Annotated in this window: 17 protein-coding genes; 12 read left to right on the plus strand and 5 right to left on the minus strand. The window is 69.1% G+C overall.

Annotated elements, in window-relative coordinates:
• The first annotated feature begins 51 nt into the window (after positions 1–51).
• Positions 52–279, plus strand: coding sequence for a hypothetical protein (locus BGN98_RS05050; protein WP_036286536.1), 228 nt, complete (start codon positions 52–54; stop codon positions 277–279).
• Positions 276–920, plus strand: a complete 645-nt coding sequence (locus BGN98_RS05055; protein ID WP_036286534.1) for a CYTH domain-containing protein — start codon at positions 276–278, stop codon at positions 918–920. Before BGN98_RS05050 ends, BGN98_RS05055 begins: the two co-directional genes overlap by 4 nt.
• Positions 921–1,076: 156 nt before the next feature.
• Here the strand turns inward: BGN98_RS05055 and lpdA are convergent, their stop codons facing one another.
• A complete protein-coding gene (gene lpdA, locus BGN98_RS05060; RefSeq protein WP_204946874.1) occupies positions 1,077–2,477 on the minus strand; it encodes a dihydrolipoyl dehydrogenase in 1,401 nt (466 codons plus the stop codon).
• 9 nt (positions 2,478–2,486) lie between these two features.
• On the minus strand, positions 2,487–3,065 hold the full coding sequence (locus BGN98_RS05065; protein ID WP_204946875.1) for a copper resistance CopC family protein: 579 nt from the start codon (positions 3,063–3,065) through the stop codon (positions 2,487–2,489).
• 101 nt (positions 3,066–3,166) lie between these two features.
• Here BGN98_RS05065 and BGN98_RS05070 point away from each other — a divergent pair, with 101 nt between their 5' ends.
• Positions 3,167–3,565, plus strand: coding sequence for a four-helix bundle copper-binding protein (locus BGN98_RS05070; protein WP_288119979.1), 399 nt, complete (start codon positions 3,167–3,169; stop codon positions 3,563–3,565).
• Positions 3,566–3,587: 22 nt separating this feature from the next.
• Here the strand turns inward: BGN98_RS05070 and BGN98_RS05075 are convergent, their stop codons facing one another.
• A complete protein-coding gene (locus BGN98_RS05075) occupies positions 3,588–3,932 on the minus strand; it encodes a hypothetical protein (protein WP_005049071.1) in 345 nt (114 codons plus the stop codon).
• A 206-nt stretch (positions 3,933–4,138) separates the two neighbouring features.
• On the opposite strand from BGN98_RS05075, the gene BGN98_RS05080 reads away from it, so the two are divergent.
• From BGN98_RS05080 to BGN98_RS05090, 3 genes are all read left to right on the plus strand, one after another.
• On the plus strand, positions 4,139–4,633 hold the full coding sequence (locus BGN98_RS05080) for an FHA domain-containing protein (protein ID WP_183043632.1): 495 nt from the start codon (positions 4,139–4,141) through the stop codon (positions 4,631–4,633).
• Positions 4,630–5,313, plus strand: coding sequence for a transcriptional regulator FtsR (gene ftsR, locus BGN98_RS05085; RefSeq protein WP_288119983.1), 684 nt, complete (start codon positions 4,630–4,632; stop codon positions 5,311–5,313). Before BGN98_RS05080 ends, ftsR begins: the two co-directional genes overlap by 4 nt.
• 103 nt (positions 5,314–5,416) lie before the next feature.
• Entirely contained in the window at positions 5,417–5,962 is a 546-nt protein-coding gene (locus BGN98_RS05090) for a MerR family transcriptional regulator (RefSeq protein WP_005049079.1), read from the plus strand.
• Positions 5,963–6,028: 66 nt separating this feature from the next.
• On the opposite strand, the gene BGN98_RS05095 is transcribed toward BGN98_RS05090, so the two are convergent.
• Positions 6,029–6,835 (minus strand): ParA family protein, encoded by an 807-nt coding sequence (locus tag BGN98_RS05095; protein ID WP_005049082.1) that lies wholly within the window; start codon positions 6,833–6,835, stop codon positions 6,029–6,031.
• 116 nt (positions 6,836–6,951) lie between these two features.
• On the opposite strand from BGN98_RS05095, the gene BGN98_RS05100 reads away from it, so the two are divergent.
• The 3 genes from BGN98_RS05100 to BGN98_RS05110 are packed head-to-tail and all read left to right on the plus strand — an operon-like array spanning position 6,952 to position 12,380.
• Positions 6,952–10,359 (plus strand): pyruvate carboxylase, encoded by a 3,408-nt coding sequence (locus BGN98_RS05100; RefSeq protein WP_288119986.1) that lies wholly within the window; start codon positions 6,952–6,954, stop codon positions 10,357–10,359.
• A 33-nt stretch (positions 10,360–10,392) separates the two neighbouring features.
• Positions 10,393–11,889 (plus strand): MinD/ParA family ATP-binding protein, encoded by a 1,497-nt coding sequence (locus tag BGN98_RS05105; RefSeq protein WP_288119988.1) that lies wholly within the window; start codon positions 10,393–10,395, stop codon positions 11,887–11,889.
• The gene (locus BGN98_RS05110; protein ID WP_005049090.1) at positions 11,889–12,380 is read left to right on the plus strand and encodes a peptide deformylase; all 492 of its coding nucleotides are present in this window, start codon (positions 11,889–11,891) and stop codon (positions 12,378–12,380) included. Before BGN98_RS05105 ends, BGN98_RS05110 begins: the two co-directional genes overlap by 1 nt.
• A gap of 61 nt (positions 12,381–12,441) precedes the next feature.
• Here the strand turns inward: BGN98_RS05110 and BGN98_RS05115 are convergent, their stop codons facing one another.
• Positions 12,442–14,277, minus strand: a complete 1,836-nt coding sequence (locus tag BGN98_RS05115; RefSeq protein ID WP_005049092.1) for an AMP-dependent synthetase/ligase — start codon at positions 14,275–14,277, stop codon at positions 12,442–12,444.
• Between the two features lie 191 nt (positions 14,278–14,468).
• Here BGN98_RS05115 and BGN98_RS05120 point away from each other — a divergent pair, with 191 nt between their 5' ends.
• From BGN98_RS05120 to BGN98_RS05130, 3 genes are all read left to right on the plus strand, one after another.
• A complete protein-coding gene (locus BGN98_RS05120) occupies positions 14,469–15,407 on the plus strand; it encodes an ROK family glucokinase (protein WP_005049094.1) in 939 nt (312 codons plus the stop codon).
• Positions 15,408–15,473: 66 nt separating this feature from the next.
• Complete coding sequence (locus BGN98_RS05125; RefSeq protein ID WP_005049096.1) at positions 15,474–16,157, plus strand: lysophospholipid acyltransferase family protein; 684 nt, start codon at positions 15,474–15,476, stop codon at positions 16,155–16,157.
• 51 nt (positions 16,158–16,208) lie between these two features.
• A complete protein-coding gene (locus BGN98_RS05130; protein WP_005049099.1) occupies positions 16,209–17,546 on the plus strand; it encodes a class II 3-deoxy-7-phosphoheptulonate synthase in 1,338 nt (445 codons plus the stop codon).
• Positions 17,547–17,569: the final 23 nt, after the last annotated feature.

Consider the following 17,569-nt stretch of genomic DNA (forward strand, 5'->3'; position numbering starts at 1 on the left):
GTCCAGGATAGGCTGGAGTTCCACATTCCGCTCCATCGTCGGAGGTACACCATGGCGATCGCACGACTGCACGGAGGCCCGCTGGACGGGCAGGTCCTTCCCCTGGCCGACGAGAGCCAGGACCGGCTGATCCTGCCCTACAGCGAGACCCAGATCGTCTACGAGCGCACCGGCGCGGCCGAGAACACCGGCGAGGGTGACGGCCCGACGTCCGCCGAGTTCCACTTCGTGGAGGCGGAGGACGACATCGATCCCGACCCCGACGGCCGGGACGAGTGACGCCGCAGCCCCAGCGCGCGCTCGAGATCGAGCTGACGTTCGACGTCCACGGCGACACCCCGCTGCCCGACCTGTCGGGTCTGCCGGGTGTCGCCGTCGTCGATGGGCCCGCGCGTCGCGACCTCGATGCCCGGTACTTGGACGTGCCGGGCTTCGCCCTGGGGCGCGCCGGCTACGCGGTGCGCCGCCGCACCGGAGGACCGGACGAGGGATGGCACATCAAGGGGCCCAAGACCGCCGACGGCGGGCGGCTCGAGACGCACTGGCCGCTCGATGAGGCGCCAGCGAGCGCGCCCGCCGGTGAGGTGACCGTCCCGGATGCCGTCGCCGACGCCGTGGCCGAGATCGCCGCCGGAGACCTGGCGCCGATTGCCCGCATCGTCAACGACCGCCATGCCTACGCCCTCCGCGACGAGGTGGGCGCGCTCGTCGCGGAGTTCGTCGACGACCACGTCGTCGCGACCGACGAGGTCCGCGGTGTGCAGACGACGTGGCGCGAGTGGGAGTTCGAGCTGGGTCCTGCCGCGCCGGCCGACGGTGCCCGCACCGCGCTCTTCGACGCGGTCACCGCTGCCGTCGCGGCGGTGGGCGGACGCCCCGCGGCATCCGATTCCAAGCTCGCTCGCACGCTCGGGCTCTGACGGCCGTCCGTCCCGTCTCGTCGCTTTCGCCTGCGGATGGCGTCGAGAAGGGACGGACGAACGGACGTCGGATGCCGGAAACCACTGACGCCGCCCCCGGCTTCGGTTGGGGCGGCGTCAGTCGTAGGAGTCAGCGTACTCCAGAGCTCACGGAGCTCAGAGGTTGATCATGTGTCCCGCGAGACCGTGGAAGGCCTCCTGCAGAGCCTCGGACAGCGTCGGGTGGGTGTGCACGTTGCGCGCCAGCTCCAGAGCGGTCAGGTCCCACTTCTGGGCGAGGGTGAGCTCCGGCAGCAGCTCCGACACGTCGGGGCCGATGAGGTGGCCGCCGACGAGCTCGAGGTGCTCGGCATCCGCGATGAGCTTGACGAAGCCGACCGGCTCGCCGAGGCCGTGCGCCTTGCCGTTGGCCATGAAGGGGAAGGTCGCGACCTTGTACTCGCGTCCGGTCTCCTTGTACTGCGCCTCGGTGTAGCCGAACGACGCCACCTGCGGCGAGCAGAAGGTCGCACGCGGCATCATGCGGTAGTCGCCGAGGGCCATGGTCTCCGCGCCACCGATCGTCTCTGCGGCGACGACGCCCTGCGCCTCGGCGACATGGGCGAGCTGCAGCTTGGCCGTGACGTCACCGATGGCGTAGATGCCCTCGACGTTGGTACGCATGAAGTCGTCGATCTCGATGGCGCCGCGCTCGGTGAGCTTCACACCGGTGTTCTCCAGGCCGAAGCCCTCGACCCGGGGAGCGAAGCCGATCGACATGAGCACCTTGTCGGCTTCGATCGAGCCCTGCGCGCCGCTCTTGTTGTCGGTGTAGGTCACCGTGACCTTGTCGCCGGAGTCGACGACCGACTCCACCTTGGTCGAGACGAGGAGGTCGACGCCGAGGTTCTTGTACTGCTTCGCGATCTCCTTCGAGACGTCCGCGTCCTCGTTCGGGAGGGCGCGGTCGAGGAACTCGATGATCGTGACCTTCACGCCGTAGTTCGTCATGACGTAGGCGAACTCCATGCCGATGGCGCCGGCGCCGACGATGACGATCGAGTTCGGCAGGTCGCGGGTGAGGATCTGCTCCTCGTACGTCACGACGTTCTCGCTCAGCGTCACGCCCGGGAGCAGGCGCACCGTCGAGCCGGTCGCGATGATGACGTTGTCGAAGGTGACCTCTTCGGTGGAGCCGTCGCTCTTGGCGACCGAGATCGCCTTGGGGCCGGTGAAGGTGCCCCGGCCCTCGAACTCGGTGACCTTGTTCTTCTTCATCAGGTAGTGGATGCCCTTGACGCGGCCGTCGGCCACGACGCGCGACCGGTCCCACGCCGTGCCGAAGTCGAGGCTGAACTCACCAGTGATGCCGAAGAAGTCGGCCTTGTGCTTCAGGGTGTGGGCGATCTCGGCGTTCTTCAGGAGCGCCTTGGAGGGGATGCAGCCGACGTTGAGGCAGACACCGCCCCAGTACTTCTCTTCGATGATGGCGACGGACTGGCCGAGCTGGGCGGCGCGGACCGCCGCGACATAGCCACCAGGGCCGGCACCGAGGACGACGACGTTGAAATGAGGCATGCTCTCAGCCTAGTCCTCGGGGGTGGCTCGGGACTTCCGCAGAAGCACCGCCACGAGGGCGCCGAGCGCGGCCGCGACCACCAGGCCGAGCAGCACCCAGACGAACACCGGAACGCCTGCGTCGCCGCTCGATGTCGGCGTCGCCGTCAGCGTCTGCGTGGTCGTCGTCTCGCCGGTCGACGGGCTCTGCGTGGCACCGCCGGCGACGGTGAACGTGTACTGCCCCGCGACCGGGTGGCCGTCGCTGGAGACCACGCGCCAGGTCACCGTCACCGGGCCGGACGCGTTGCCGGCGAGCCCCTGTGTCAGATGCGTGCCGTCCAGCGTCGGATCGCCGTCGGTGAGCGAGGCTCCCGCGGCATCCGTGACCACGACCTGCGTCGCGCCGGGCTCGTCCATCAGCACGCCGCTGAACGTCATGGTGATCTGGGCGGGCAGCGCGCCGACGTCGGCGTTGATGCTCGGGTCGGCGCCGATCAGCTCATCATGCGCCCAGGCAGGAGTGGCCACGGCGATGGAGAGCCCTCCGAGCAGGAGCGCGACGAGGCCGACCAGGACCGAACGGAACGTATGAACTCTGTGTGACATCACGTCCTCGACCCTATCCGCGCCTGTTGTGCGCCGGGTCGGAGTCCTAGCATGGCGGCAGGCGAGCGTCGCGCTCGCCGTGACCGGAAGGACGGTGCGAGATGGACGCCAGGATGATGGAAGCGATGGCCGGCGAGATGTCGATGGCCGAGATGCCCGCGATGGATGCCGCGGTCATGCAGGCCTGCATGGACGCCTGTGCCGCCTGTGAGCAGGCCTGCACGGTGTGCTCGATGCAGATGATGGACTGTGCCCCGTCGTGCATGAACTGCGCCGACATGTGCAACACCATGATGCGTGCCATGCTGCGGATGCCGGGCATGACGCCGGCGTCGATGATGGCGATGCTCGACGCCTGCATCGCGATGTGTCAGACGTGCATGGACATGTGCATGATGCACGCTGATGACAGCCCCGTGTGCGCCATGTGCGCGGACTCCTGCCGCGCCTGCATGGACGCGTGCATGGCCGTCAAGGACGCGATGATGGCCGCCGCCTGAGCGGGCCTCTGTCTCTCGCGGCTCAGCCCACGAGCACGTTGTAGAGTCGTCCCCCTGCGTGGAGGGCGTGATAGCGCGGGTGGAGTGCCACGGGCGCGCCCTGCGGCACGGACGCCGCGGCCCCGGATCCGTTCCACAGTTCGATCTCGCGGCCCTCCAGAGTGAGAACGGTGAGCGTGCCATCCGTCGTGGAGTGCACCGCGATCGCGTCGACCCACTCGCTGGGCGTGGCCGACACCAGCCTCGACTGGATCAGGTGGACGGCGTGACCGGCGGCGAACGAGGAGCAGGATCCTCCTGTCGCGCACATGCAGATGGCATCCTGACGCACCGGGTCGGGCGTGAGGCGGTTCTGCTTCGCGGACACGGGGTTCCTCTCGTGGATGCCGCCGGTGTCGGCGGTGCGATCAGGCTACGTCGGGCGGATCGCCGGCCGCGCGGGCGTCGTCACACATCGACACACGCCGCCGTGTTCACCGCTCGGCGGCATCGGGGAGCACGCTACGCGAAACCGCGTCGTGCGCGGGGGTTCGCAGCCCGGGCCGATCCGTTAGGGTGAAGGGGAAGGAGGCCATGGTGGAAGAGAACGCTCGAGACGCTGGTGTCAGCGGTATCCGACGTGACGCCGGGAGTGGCGGCTCCGCCGACACCACCCAGACGTTCGGTCACGACTCCGACCTGTCCTTCGTGCCGTTCGGCACAGATCTGACGGACGTGGAGCGTGAGGCGATCGATGCGCTTCCGTCGCGCGCTGCGCTGCTGCTCGTCCGCTCTGGCCCCACGGCGGGCGCGCGCTATCTGCTCGACACCGACGTCACCACCGTCGGGCGCCACCCCGAGGCCGACATCTTCTTCGATGACGTGACCGTCTCTCGTCGTCACGCGGAGATCACGCGTACCGGCGCTGTCTTCGAGCTCGTCGATCAGCGTTCCCTGAACGGCAGCTACGTCAACGGCGAGCGTGTGGACCGCGCCGTGCTCGTCGACGGCTCCGAGGTGCGCATCGGAAAGTTCCGTCTCAACTTCTTCGCGTCGCCGGCCGACCGCGGTCAGGTGACGAGCGGGTGAGCCCGGCTGCCTCGCCCCGTGGACGCGCGTCGTCCTCGGGTTATCTCAGCATCGGTCAGGTGCTCGCCCGCCTGACGCCGGAGTTCTCCGATCTCAGCGCGAGCAAACTGCGCTACCTCGAGGTGCAGGGCATCGTCACGCCGCTTCGCACCGAATCGGGGTACCGCAAGTTCTCGCCGATCGATGTCGAGCGACTGCGAACCGCACTCACGCTCCAGCGCGACCACTACATGCCTCTGGCGCGTATCCGTGATTACCTCGACGAACAGCACGGCGGCGCCGTCGCGCCCCCGGCGACGGCGTCGATCGTCACCGCCCCGCGTCGCTACCGCCGCGAGGAACAGCTGCGGACGGCAGGCGCGTCGGCGGCATTGCTGAACGACGCGGTGCGCGCCGGGCTCATCGCGGCAGCCGAGAGCTATGACGAGAAGACGCTTAGCGTGCTGCGTGCACTCGTGGCCCTCGACGGACACGGCATCCAACCCCGGCACGTGCGGGGCATCCGGCAGGCCGCGGAGCGCGAGGTCGCGCTCGTAGAGAGCGCTCTGACACCTCTGCTGCGGCGCTCGGATGCGGTGTCGCGCGCACGCGCGAGCGAGCTCGCGCCCGAGCTGCTTCGTCGTCTGGACGAAGTGCGCGCCGCTTTCGCGCACGCGGCGTTGGACCGCATCGCGCCGTGACGGTGACGCGACACGCCGGGGGTCGGGATGCGGATGTCGTTGCCGCAGGCACGGCCCTGATCTACCGTGGAGGAAACGACAGACTGTCCCCGTGGAGGCGAGCATGACTGCGCACGATGCGCCTGATGAGGTCCGCTTCGCCACCGAGCTCTTGTTCACCGACGGTCTGCCGCAGATGGATGACGAGGTCGGCTACCGCGGTGCGGTCGCCGCACGCGCTGCCGGTATCACTTACCGCCAGCTCGACTACTGGGCGCGCACCGAACTGGTGCAGCCCACGGTCCGTGGAGCCAGCGGCTCCGGATCGCAGCGTCTGTACGGTTTCCGCGACATCCTGGTGCTCAAGCTCGTCAAGCGACTGCTCGACACGGGCATCTCTCTCCAGCAGATCCGCACCGCGGTCGAGCAGCTTCGCGTCGCCGGCATCCGTGATCTGGCCGGCACCACGCTGATGAGCGACGGGGCCTCCGTCTACCTGTGCACCTCGAACGACGAGGTCATCGACCTCGTCAGCCGGGGTCAGGGCGTGTTCGGCATCGCTGTCGGCAAGGTGCTGCACGAGGTGGAATCGACGCTGCTCGACTTCGACCCGCAGGCCCCGGACCCTGTCGACGAGCTCGCCGCTCGTCGCGCCGTCAAGTCCGCCTGACGCGGCGTCGCGACGGGCGCTGTGTGCGCTTTCGCTCGACGAGCGCTGTGGGTGTGCGGGTGAGGCTCAGGCGCGCTGCTCGCCGGCGGTGATCCGGCCTGTGCGCATGACGCGGTCCAGCAGCGCGTCGAAGTCGCCGGCGAGCTCCTGAGCCGAGTCGCCCGGCCAGATGTGCAGCGGCTTCGCGGCGCCCTGCGCCTGCTGCAGCGACGTGCGCTCGGGCAGCTGCGGCGACAGGACGAGCGGCCCGAACATGTCGCGCAGTTCCTTGATGCGGAACTGGTGCTCGATCGACTGCGGCCGCACGCGGTTCACGACGATTCCGAGAGGCTGCAGGCGAGGAGACAGACCGCGACGGATCTCTTCGATCGCGCGCAGCGCGCGATCGGCCGCGGCGACCGAGAACAGGCCCGGTTCGGTCACCACGATGACCCGATCAGAAGCCGCCCACGCGGTGCGCGTCAGCGCGTTGAGGGAGGGGGCGCAGTCGATGAGCACGAGGTCGTAGTCGGCCTCGATGGTGGCCAGAGCCTCTTCGAGCTTCCAGACGTCGCGCACGCTCGGGTGCGGGCCGTCGAAGTTGATCGCCGACGGGCTGCCGATCATGACGTCGATCGTGCCCGGGTGCACCTTGGCCCAACCGCTGGACGTGATGGCCTGGCGGACCACCTTCTCCTTGGGGTTGGCGAGCACGTCGGCCACGTTCAGCCGGCCGGCCACCTGGATGTCCATGCCCGTCGACACGTCAGATTGAGGGTCGAGGTCGACGACGAGAGTCCGCACCCCTCGGGCGAACGCCGCGGAGGCGAGGCCGAGAGTCACGGTGGTCTTGCCGACACCCCCCTTGAGCGAGGAGACGGAGAGTACGTGCACGAGGCTCTACGTTACCGTCCTCTAGGCTGTGAGGACACTCAGGCCCTCGTGAAAAGGGGGCTCGTCGGGGAATCTGGTCTCTCGGCACGCGGGAGCCGCTCGGAGAAGAGGTCCGCATGTTCCGCAAGATCCTGGTGGCCAACCGCGGAGAGATCGCAATACGGGCGTTTCGTGCCGCCTTCGAACTCGGCGCGCGCACGGTGGCGGTCTACCCCTACGAAGACCGCTACTCCCTGCACCGTCTGAAGGCCGACGAGGCCTACCAGATCGGCACCGTCGGCCAGCCCGTCCGCGCGTATCTCGACGTCGATGAGATCATCCGCGTGGCGAAGGAGTCGGGCGCGGACGCCATCTACCCCGGCTACGGCTGCCTCTCGGAGAACCCCGAGCTCGCCGCGGCAGCCGCGCGCAGCGGCATCGTCTTCATCGGCCCGCCGTCCCGCGCGCTCGAGATGGCCGGCAACAAGGTGACCGCAAAGGAGCACGCGATCGCGGCTGGCGTGCCGGTGCTGCGCTCGACGCCCGCGTCCGATGACGTCGACGCTCTCGTCGCGCACGCAGACGGGATCGGCTTCCCGATCTTCGTGAAAGCCGTCGCCGGCGGCGGCGGACGGGGCATGCGCCGCGTCGAGAGCGCGGCGCAGCTGGCCCCGGCGATCGCGGAGGCGATGCGCGAGGCCGATGCCGCGTTCGGCGACGCCCGCGTCTTCCTCGAGCAGGCCGTGCAGCGGCCGCGCCATGTCGAGGTGCAGATCCTCGCCGACAAGGCGGGCGAAACGGTGCACTTGTACGAGCGGGACTGCTCGGTGCAGCGGCGCCATCAGAAGGTCATCGAGATCGCGCCGGCGCCGAATCTCGCCCCCGAGATCGCCGCGGCGCTGCACGCGCACGCGATCGCGTTCGCCCGGTCGATCGCCTACGAGAACGCGGGAACGGTGGAGTTCCTGCTCGAGACGGCGGGCCCCCGCGCCGGCGAGGTCGTCTTCATCGAGATGAACCCGCGCATCCAGGTGGAGCACACCGTGACCGAAGAGGTCACCGACGTCGACCTGGTGCAATCGCAGATGCGGATCGCCGCGGGGGAGACGCTCGCCGACCTCGGACTGCGTCAGGATCAGATCCGCGTGCGTGGGGCGGCGCTACAGTGTCGCATTACGACGGAGGACCCGACGCAGGGCTTCCGCCCGGACACGGGAAAGATCACCACATACCGTTCGCCGGGCGGCGCCGGCATCCGCCTCGACGGGGGGACGACAGCCGCAGGGTCGCAGGTCAGCCCGCACTTCGATTCGCTGCTGGCCAAGCTCACGTGCCGCGGACGGGACTTCGGCGCCGCGGTCGTGCGGTCGCGACGCGCCCTCGCCGAGTTCCGCATCCGCGGCGTCTCGACCAACATCCCCTTCCTTCAGGCGGTGCTGGACGATCCGGCATTCGTCGCGGGCGACATCAGCACGTCGTTCATCGACGAGCGCCCCGAGCTGCTGCGCGGTCGCGCGTCCAAGGATCGAGGGTCGAAGATCGTCGCCTGGCTGGCCGAGACGACCGTCAACCGTCCGCACGGAGAGAGCCCCGCCATCGTCGACCCGCGCGTGAAGCTACCGCCCGTCGACCTCTCGGTAGCCCCTCCCGCGGGTTCGCGACAGCGGCTCCTCGCACAAGGACCCGCCGCGTTCGCGGCGACGCTGCGCGCGCAGACGCCTCTCGCCGTCACCGAGACGACGTTCCGTGACGCGCACCAGTCGCTGCTGGCCACGCGCGTGCGCACCCGAGACCTGGTGACGGTCGCGCCCTACGTCGCCCGGCTCACACCCCAGCTGCTCTCGGTAGAGGCCTGGGGCGGCGCCACCTACGACGTCGCGCTCCGCTTCCTCGGCGAAGACCCCTGGGAACGGTTGGACGCCCTGCGCGCCGCGCTGCCGAACGTGGCGATCCAGATGCTCCTGCGAGGCCGCAACACGGTGGGGTACACGCCCTACCCGACGCGCGTGACCGATGCCTTCGTGTCGGAGGCCGCGGCATCCGGCGTGGACATCTTCCGCATCTTCGACGCCCTCAACGATGTCTCCCAGATGCGCCCCGCGATCGACGCCGTGCTGCACACCGGCACCACGCTCGCGGAGGTCGCCCTCTGCTATACCGGCGATCTGCTGTCACCGACCGAGGACCTCTACACCCTCGATTACTACCTGCGGCTGGCCGAGCAGATCGTGGATGCCGGGGCGCACGTGCTCGCCGTCAAGGACATGGCCGGGCTGCTCCGCCCGGGCGCCGCCGCGCGCCTCGTGCGGGCACTACGCGACCGCTTCGAGCTCCCGGTGCATGTGCACACGCACGACACCGCCGGCGGACAGCTCGCGACGCTGCTGGCCGCGGCTGCCGCGGGCGCCGATGCCGTGGATGCCGCCGCGGCCCCGATGGCAGGAACGACGAGCCAGCCCTCGCTGTCCGCGCTCGTCGCCGCGCTCGCGCACACCGAGCGCGACACCGGCCTCGACCTCGGCGCCGTCTCGGAACTCGAACCGTATTGGGAGGCGATGCGCCGTCTCTACCGTCCGTTCGAGTCGGGTCTTCCCGGGCCGACGGGACGCGTCTACCGGCACGAGATCCCCGGCGGTCAGCTCTCGAATCTCCGCCAGCAGGCGATCGCTCTCGGACTGTCGGAGGATTTCGAGCTCATCGAGGACATGTACGCCGCCGCGGACGCGATCCTCGGACGCATCCCGAAGGTGACGCCCTCCTCCAAGGTCGTCGGCGACCTCGCTCTGCATCTCGCCGCCGTGCGCGCCGACCCCGCCGACTTCGCCGAGAACCCCGACACCTACGACATCCCCGACTCCGTCGTCGCTTTCATGGCGGGGGAGCTGGGTGAGCTTCCGGGGCGCTGGCCGGAGCCGTTTCGCACCAAGGTGCTGCGCGGGCGCGAGATCCGCACCGGGATCACCGAGATCTCCGACGTCGATGCCGCGAACCTCGAGGCCGGCAGTGCGACCCGGCGCGCCACGCTCAACTCGCTGCTGTTCCCCGCCCCCACAGTGGCCTTCCGTGAGATCCGCGACGCATACGGCGACCTGAGCGTCCTCGACACGGCGGACTACCTGTACGGCCTCGCGCCCGGAACGGAGCACGTCGTCGAGATCGAGCGCGGCGTGCAGCTCTACGTGGGGCTGGAGGCGATCGGTGACGCCGACGAGCGAGGCATGCGCACCGTCATGACGACGCTGAACGGGCAGCTGCGTCCGGTGTTCGTGCGTGACCGCGCCATCGCGGTCGACGTGCGTCAGGCTGAGAAGGCCGATACGGCCGTGCCGGGCCATGTCGCCGCTCCGTTCTCCGGCGTCGTCACGCTGAAGGCCGCGGTGGGTGATCGGGTCTCGACGGGTCAGCCGGTCGCATCCATCGAGGCGATGAAGATGGAGGCGGCCATCGCTGCACCGGTGGATGGCGTCGTCGAGCGTCTCGTCGTCCAGGCGGCGACGCCGGTCGAGGCCGGCGATCTTTTGCTGGTGGTCCGACCCTCCGAGTAGCCTGGAGCGGGGGCGTGAGTCGTCCCGCGAGCCATGGGGGTCGGGACCCCGCCCCGCGGCCCGGCGGTGACGCCGCGGCTGCGCCGTCCCGAGGACGACCCGAATCGGCCGGAGCCCGACGGCGACGGCCCGGAACTGGAGTGTGTAGCCGTGCCTGACCGCAACGAGACTGCGAGCGAGGACGCCGACAACGGCGTGCTGGAGAGTGTGACCGGCGTCGAGACGACCGGGATCGGCATCGTCGACGGTGCCACCGCGCAGATCGACGTCGCGTTGCCCGTCGCGGTCGACGACGACGACTTCGACGACGATGTCGTGCTCGACGATGATGCGGAGATCCACGGGAGTCTCGTCGAACGGCCGGATGCCGCCGCCGCATCCGCTCTCGTCGTCGATGCCGTCGAGCACGTCGAGGACGTCGAGGACGTCGAGGAGACGGACGGGGCAGGGGTGGCCGATGCCGCAGCGGTCGCACTGACGTCGGCCCCGGTCGCGACCGCAGACGCTGCGCAGCACGAGCGCCTGCGTCCCCGCACGTCCGAGATCGCGCTGCAGTCGCGCCGACTGGGCGATTTCGAGGCGGGACGGGAGAGTTCCGACCTGCTCACCCCCGACCGGCTGCTCGATCCCGCCCACGCGGTACGACCGGAGCCGGACGGAGCGTGGCAGCACCTCGTCTACACGCTGTCGGGACGTCGGATCAACCTCGGCGACAGCAAGCGCGCACGTGCGCGCAAGGCTCTCGACCGGCGCATCGCCGCACCGCTGCACGGGGGAGCAAAGTTCGTCCCCGTCCTCTCGCGAAAGGGCGGCGTCGGAAAAACCACGATCACGACGCTGCTGGGCATGGCGCTTGCGGACGCCCGTGAGGACCGGGTGATCGCCGTCGACGCGAACCCGGACCGCGGCACCCTCGCCGAGCGCATCGGACGCTCGAGCGGCAAGACGGTCCGCGATCTGGTGCGAGCCCACGCCGACGTCCAGGGGTTCAACGACATCTCGGAGATCGTCGCGCGCGATCACACCCGGCTCGACATCATCGCCTCCGACACCGACCCGCATGTGTCGGAAGCCTTCAACGACAACGACTACGACGCGGTGGCCGATGTCGCCGCACACTTCTATTCCCTCGTGCTCACCGACACCGGCACGGGCATCGTCCACTCCGTCATGGCGGCCACCCTCGAGCGCGCCGACCAGCTCATCGTCGTCGCGGGTCTGAGCGTGGACGAGGCGCGCCTGGCCTCGGAGACGTTGACCTGGCTGGAGAGCAACGGCTACGCCGACCTCGTTCGCTCCGCGGTCGTCGTGCTGAACACGGCGCGCCCGGGAGCTGCGCTCGTGCGCGCCGGCGAACTCCAGTCGCACTTCCAGACGCGCGTGGGTCACGTCGTCCGCGTGCCGTACGACGCGCACATCGCGTCGGGCAGCGCGATCGTCTTCCGCGACCTGCAGCCCGAGACACGCGAGGCCGCGCGCGAACTCGCCGCCATCGTCGTCGAAAGCCTGCGTCAGCGGGTCGCCGCCTGATGGCCGTCCGTCCGATCCGGCTGTTCGGCGACCCGGTCCTTCGCGCGCCCAGTGCGACGATCGACGTGATCGACGACGGCATCCGCTCACTCGTCCAGGACCTGCTCGACACGGTCGAGCTGCCCGGACGTGCGGGGGTGGCGGCCCCGCAGATCGGCGTCGGCCTGCGCGCGTTCAGCTACAACATCGACGGCGACATCGGCTACGTGCTGAACCCGGTGCTGACGGAGGTGTCGGGTGAGCCGGTCCTCGTCGGAGAGGGATGCCTGTCTGTGCCCGATCTCTGGCACGAGACGCTGCGCTATCCCTGGGCTCGCGTCGTCGGTGTCGACCTCGACGGTAACGAACTCGTGCTCGAGGGCGAGGGGCTCATGGCGCAGGCGCTGCAACATGAGACCGACCACCTGGACGGCATGCTCTACATCTCCCGGCTCAGTCCCGAGGAGCGCAAGGTCGCGATGCGTCGCATCCGCGAGTCCTCCTGGTTCTGACCGCTGGACAAACGACGACGGGGCGGCCCGTCCGGCCCGCCCCGTCGTCGCTTGCGCCCGATCAGCCCAACGACACGTTGGTCGTGGTCACCGGCACCGTGTAGATGTCCTCGATCTCGTTCGCGAAGTCGGTCAGGATCACGTTGCGCTTGATGCTCATCTTGGGCGTGAGGTGCCCGCTCGCCTCGGTCCATTCGGTGTCGAGGATGGTGAACTTGCGGATGGACTCGGCGCGCGAGACGTTCTTGTTGGCGATGTCGACCGCCCGCTGCACCTCGGCTCGCACCTGGGGGTTCTTCGCGGCATCCGAGAGGGACATGTCTGCCGCCAGGCCGTTGTTCGCCAGCCATGCCGGGAGCATCTCGGGGTCGAGCGTGATCAGTGCGGAGATGAACGGCTTCTGATCTCCCACCACGACCACTTGACCGACGATCGGATTCGCCCGAATGGGATCTTCCAGCGCCGCCGGGGCGACGTTCTTGCCGCCGGCGGTGACGATGATCTCCTTCTTGCGTCCAGTGATCGTGAGGAACCCGTCGGTGTCGAAGGCCCCGATATCGCCGGTCTTGAACCAGCCGTCGTCGAACGCGGCGGCGGTCGCCTCGGGGTTGCGCCAGTACTCCTTGAAGACGTTGACGCCACGCACCTCGATCTCGCCGTCGTCGGCCAGACGCACGCCGACGCCGGGGAGCACCGGGCCCACGGTGCCGATCTTCGACTTCGTTGCGAGGTTGACGGTGGCCGGCGCCGTCGTCTCGGTCAGTCCGTAGCCTTCGAGGATGGTCACGCCGAGGCTGTGGAAGAAGTGGCCGAGACGGGCGCCCAGAGGGGCCGATCCCGACACGGCGTACGTGACGCGCCCACCCATGGCTTCGCGAAGCTTGCTGTAGACGAGCTTGTCGAACAGGGCGAACTTCACCTTCGTGCCCAGCGGGACCTTCTTTCCCTCCTGCAGCAGGCGCGAGTGCTCGATCGCGGTGTGAGCCGCGGCGCGGAAGATCTTGCCCTTGCCGCCGGCCTCCGCCTTCTGCTCCGCCGAGTTGTACACCTTCTCGAAGACGCGGGGTACGGCCAGAAGGAAGGTCGGCTTGAACGAGCCCAGGGCCGGCAGCAGCTGCTTGGTGTCGGGCTGATGACCGGTCTTCACGCCGGCGTGGACGTCGAGGATCGAGATGAAGCGGGCGAAGACGTGCGCCGTCGTGATGAACAGCAGGGTCGACGCGCCGCCGGGCGTGTTCATCACTTCGGCGAGGGCCTTGGCGGCATTGCGGGAGAGTTCGACGAAGTTGCTGTGGGTCAGGACGCACCCCTTGGGTCGCCCTGTGGAGCCCGAGGTGTAGATCAGTGTGGCGATGTCGGAGCCGACGGCGATGCGGCGACGGCGCTCGATCTCGGCATCCTCGACGGCGCTCCCGCCGGCGCGGAGAGTGTCGAGATCGCCGGCCTCCATCGACCAGACGTCGCGGACGAGCGGCACTTCGGAGCGGATCTCGGCGATGCGCGCCGCGTGCTCGGCGGACTCGCCGAGCACCGCGATCGCGCCCGAGTCGGAGAGGATCCAGCTGATCTGCGCGGCCGAGCTCGTCTCGTAGATCGGCACCATGACGGCGCCGGCGAAGAAGAGGGCGAAGTCCACGAGCGTCCACTCGTAGGTGGTGCGGGCGATGAAGCCCACCTTGTCGCCGGGAGCGATGCCGACAGCGGCGAAGCCCTTGGCCAGCGCGATCACTTCTCGTTCGAACTCGGCGGCGGTGATGTCGCGCCAGCCGTCACCGTCCGGGACGGCGAACAGCGCCAACGACGGGGTCGCTTTGACGCGCTCGACGAGAAGATCGGCGATGTTGCCCTGCGGGTCGGCGGCGACGACGGCGGGGACTTCGAACTGTACGGCGCTCATGGGCGGCAACTCCTTCGGTACCGGGTGGCGTCGGCGATCGACGGCTGGAATCGAGTCTAACTCCTGGTGGAACTCAGTCCCATGGAAGACAGCGTCGGCCGAAAAGCACGGCCTGCCCCGACCGTGGGTCTGTCTTGTCCACACTAGACTCTCGGATGCCGTGCCGCCCGGGCCGGCCGGAAGGGAGCGCCGTGCTCAACGTCGGCATCGACATCGGGGGGACGAAGATCGCCGGGGGTGTCGTCGACGACACGGGCGCGATCATCGAGCGTGCGCGCGTCGCGACGCCAGTCGACACCGGCGAGCTCGCCGACGCCGTCGCCGCGATGGTGCACGAGCTGGCCTCCCGTCACGAGGTCTCCGCGGTGGGCGTCGCCGCCGCCGGCTACATCGACCGCAGCCGCTCGGTGATGCTGCTCTCACCCAACATCGACTGGCACAACGAGCCGTTGCGCGCCCAGTTCGAAGCGCGCATCGGCCGTCCGGTCACGCTGGAGAACGACGCCAACGCCGCGGGCTGGGGCGAGTACCGCTTCGGTGCAGGACAGGGATCCACCGACATGGTGATGGTGACCCTCGGCACCGGGGTCGGCGGTGCCGTCATCAACGACGGCCGTCTGCTCATCGGTGCCAACGGCAGCGCGGCAGAGCTCGGTCATCTGCGGTTCGTCCGTGGCGGTCGCCCATGTGGCTGTGGTCAGAACGGCTGCCTCGAGCAGTACGCATCGGGACGCGCCCTGCAGCGCGAACTGGGTGACATCGCCGAGGCCGGGGGCATCGGCGAGCGGCTGGCCGCACACCGCGACGCGGACGGCATCGTCCACGGGCCCGACCTGGCCCGACTCCTCGCCGAGGACGACCCCGGCGCCGTCGAGGCGGTGCGCCGCGTGGCCACCGCGCTCGGTGAGGCCTGCGGGGCGTTCCAGGCCGTTCTCGATCCCGACCTCTACGTCATCGGCGGCGGGGTCGCCGACCTCGGTGAGGTTCTGCTCGAGCCCACGCGCCTGGCCTACGAGACCTCGCTGCCCGGGTTCGGCAATCGGCCGACCGCGCGCTTCGTCACGGCGACGCTCGGCAACGACGCGGGGATGGTGGGCGTCGCCGATCTCGCGGGACTGCGCAGTCAGTGAGCCGTCGGGTTATCCTCGTCGCATCGTGGACACGGACGATCGTCACAGAGAGGTGAGTCCCGCCTGATGTTCTACTGGGTCATGAAGTACATCGTGATCGGCCCGATCGTCAAAGCGATCTTCCGACCGTGGATCGTCGGCCGGACGAATGTCCCGTCGTCGGGGGCGGCCATCCTCGCCAGCAACCACCTCTCGGTCAGCGATTCGATCTTCCTGCCGCTCATGATCGACCGTCCGATGAGCTTCCTCGCCAAGAGCGACTACTTCACCGGCACGGGGCTCAAGGGCTGGGCGACCCGCATGTTCATGAAGGCGACCGGCCAGATCCCCGTCGATCGCACCGGGGGCAAGGCGTCGGAGGCATCGCTGAACACCGGACTGCAGGTGCTCGGGCGGGGAGACCTCCTGGGCATCTACCCGGAGGGCACCCGCAGCCCGGACGGCAAGCTCTACCGTGGGCGCACCGGGCTTGCGCGCATGGCCCTGGAAGCACGGGTGCCGGTCATCCCCGTCGTCATGGTGGACACGGATGCCGTCATGCCGATCGGCCGCACCATCCCGCGCGTCGGCCGGGTGGGCATGGTGATCGGCGAACCGCTCGACTTCTCGCGGTTCCAGGGCATGGAATCGGATCGCTACGTGCTGCGCTCGGTGACGGACGAAATCATGGTGGCTCTGCAGCGCCTCGGCGAGCAGCAGTACGACGACGTGTACGCCTCCACCGTGAAGGAACGCGCAGCGCGCGCGTGAGCCGTCGTCATGCGGCATCCCCGCCGTCCAGGGCGCCACTAGACTGAGCGGATGCCCACCCTGCACGCCGATCTCGATCACTGGCGCACGCTCCCGATCAAGCAGCAGCCCTCTTGGACCGACCTGGATGCCGTCGCCGCGGTGTCCGATGAGCTGGCGACGCTGCCGCCGCTGGTCTTCGCCGGTGAGGTCGACAACCTCCGTGAACGCCTTGCGCGCGCGGCATCCGGCCGGGCCTTTCTCCTGCAGGGCGGTGACTGCGCGGAGACGTTCGCCGGAGCGACCGCGGAGCAGATCCGCAACCGCATCAAGACGGTGCTGCAGATGGCTGTCGTGCTCACCTACGGTGCATCGATGCCCATCGTGAAGATGGGACGGATGGCGGGCCAGTTCGCCAAGCCCCGCTCGAGCGACACCGAGACCCGCGGCGACATCACGCTGCCCGCCTACCGGGGCGACATCGTCAACGGCTACGACTTCACCGAAGCGTCCCGTACGGCCGATCCGCAGCGCCTGCTGAAGGGCTACCACACGGCGGCCTCGACGATCAATCTCATCCGCGCCTTCACGCAGGGCGGTTTCGCCGATCTGCGCGAGGTGCACAGCTGGAACAAGGGATTCGCGCAGAACCCCGCCAACCAGCAGTACGAGCGTCTCGCCACCGAGATCGACCGTGCCATCAAGTTCATGGAGGCGGCCGGCGCCGACTTCGACGAGCTTCGCCGTGTCGAGTTCTACACGGGTCATGAGGGTCTGCTGATGGACTACGAGCGCCCCATGACGCGCATCGACTCGCGAACGAGCACGCCCTACAACACGTCGGCGCACTTCCTGTGGATCGGTGAGCGCACGCGCGAGCTCGACGGCGCCCATGTCGACTACTTCTCCAAGATCCGCAACCCCATCGGCGTCAAGCTGGGGCCGTCGACGTCTCCGCAGACGGCGCTCGAACTCATCGACAAGCTCGACCCCGAGCGCGAGCCGGGCCGGCTCACCTTCATCACACGGATGGGTGCGGGCAAGATCCGTGACGCGCTCCCGCCGCTGCTGGAGGCCGTGCGCGACTCCGGAGCCACGCCGCTGTGGGTCACCGACCCGATGCACGGCAACGGCATCACGACCCCGACCGGCTACAAGACGCGTCGTTTCGACGACGTCGTCGACGAGGTGCGCGGCTTCTTCGAGGCGCACCGCGCCGTCGGCACCTTCCCGGGCGGCATCCACGTCGAACTCACCGGCGACGACGTGACCGAGTGCCTCGGCGGATCGGAGCACATCGACGAGGCCACTCTCGCGACGCGCTACGAGAGCCTGTGCGACCCGCGCCTGAATCACATGCAGAGCCTCGAACTCGCGTTCCTCGTCGCCGAAGAGCTCGAGAAGCGCTGATCCGCGGCAGCGCCCTGCGCTGC

Source organism: Microbacterium sp. 69-7, from assembly GCF_001897985.1.
Taxonomy (GTDB): domain Bacteria; phylum Actinomycetota; class Actinomycetes; order Actinomycetales; family Microbacteriaceae; genus Microbacterium; species Microbacterium laevaniformans.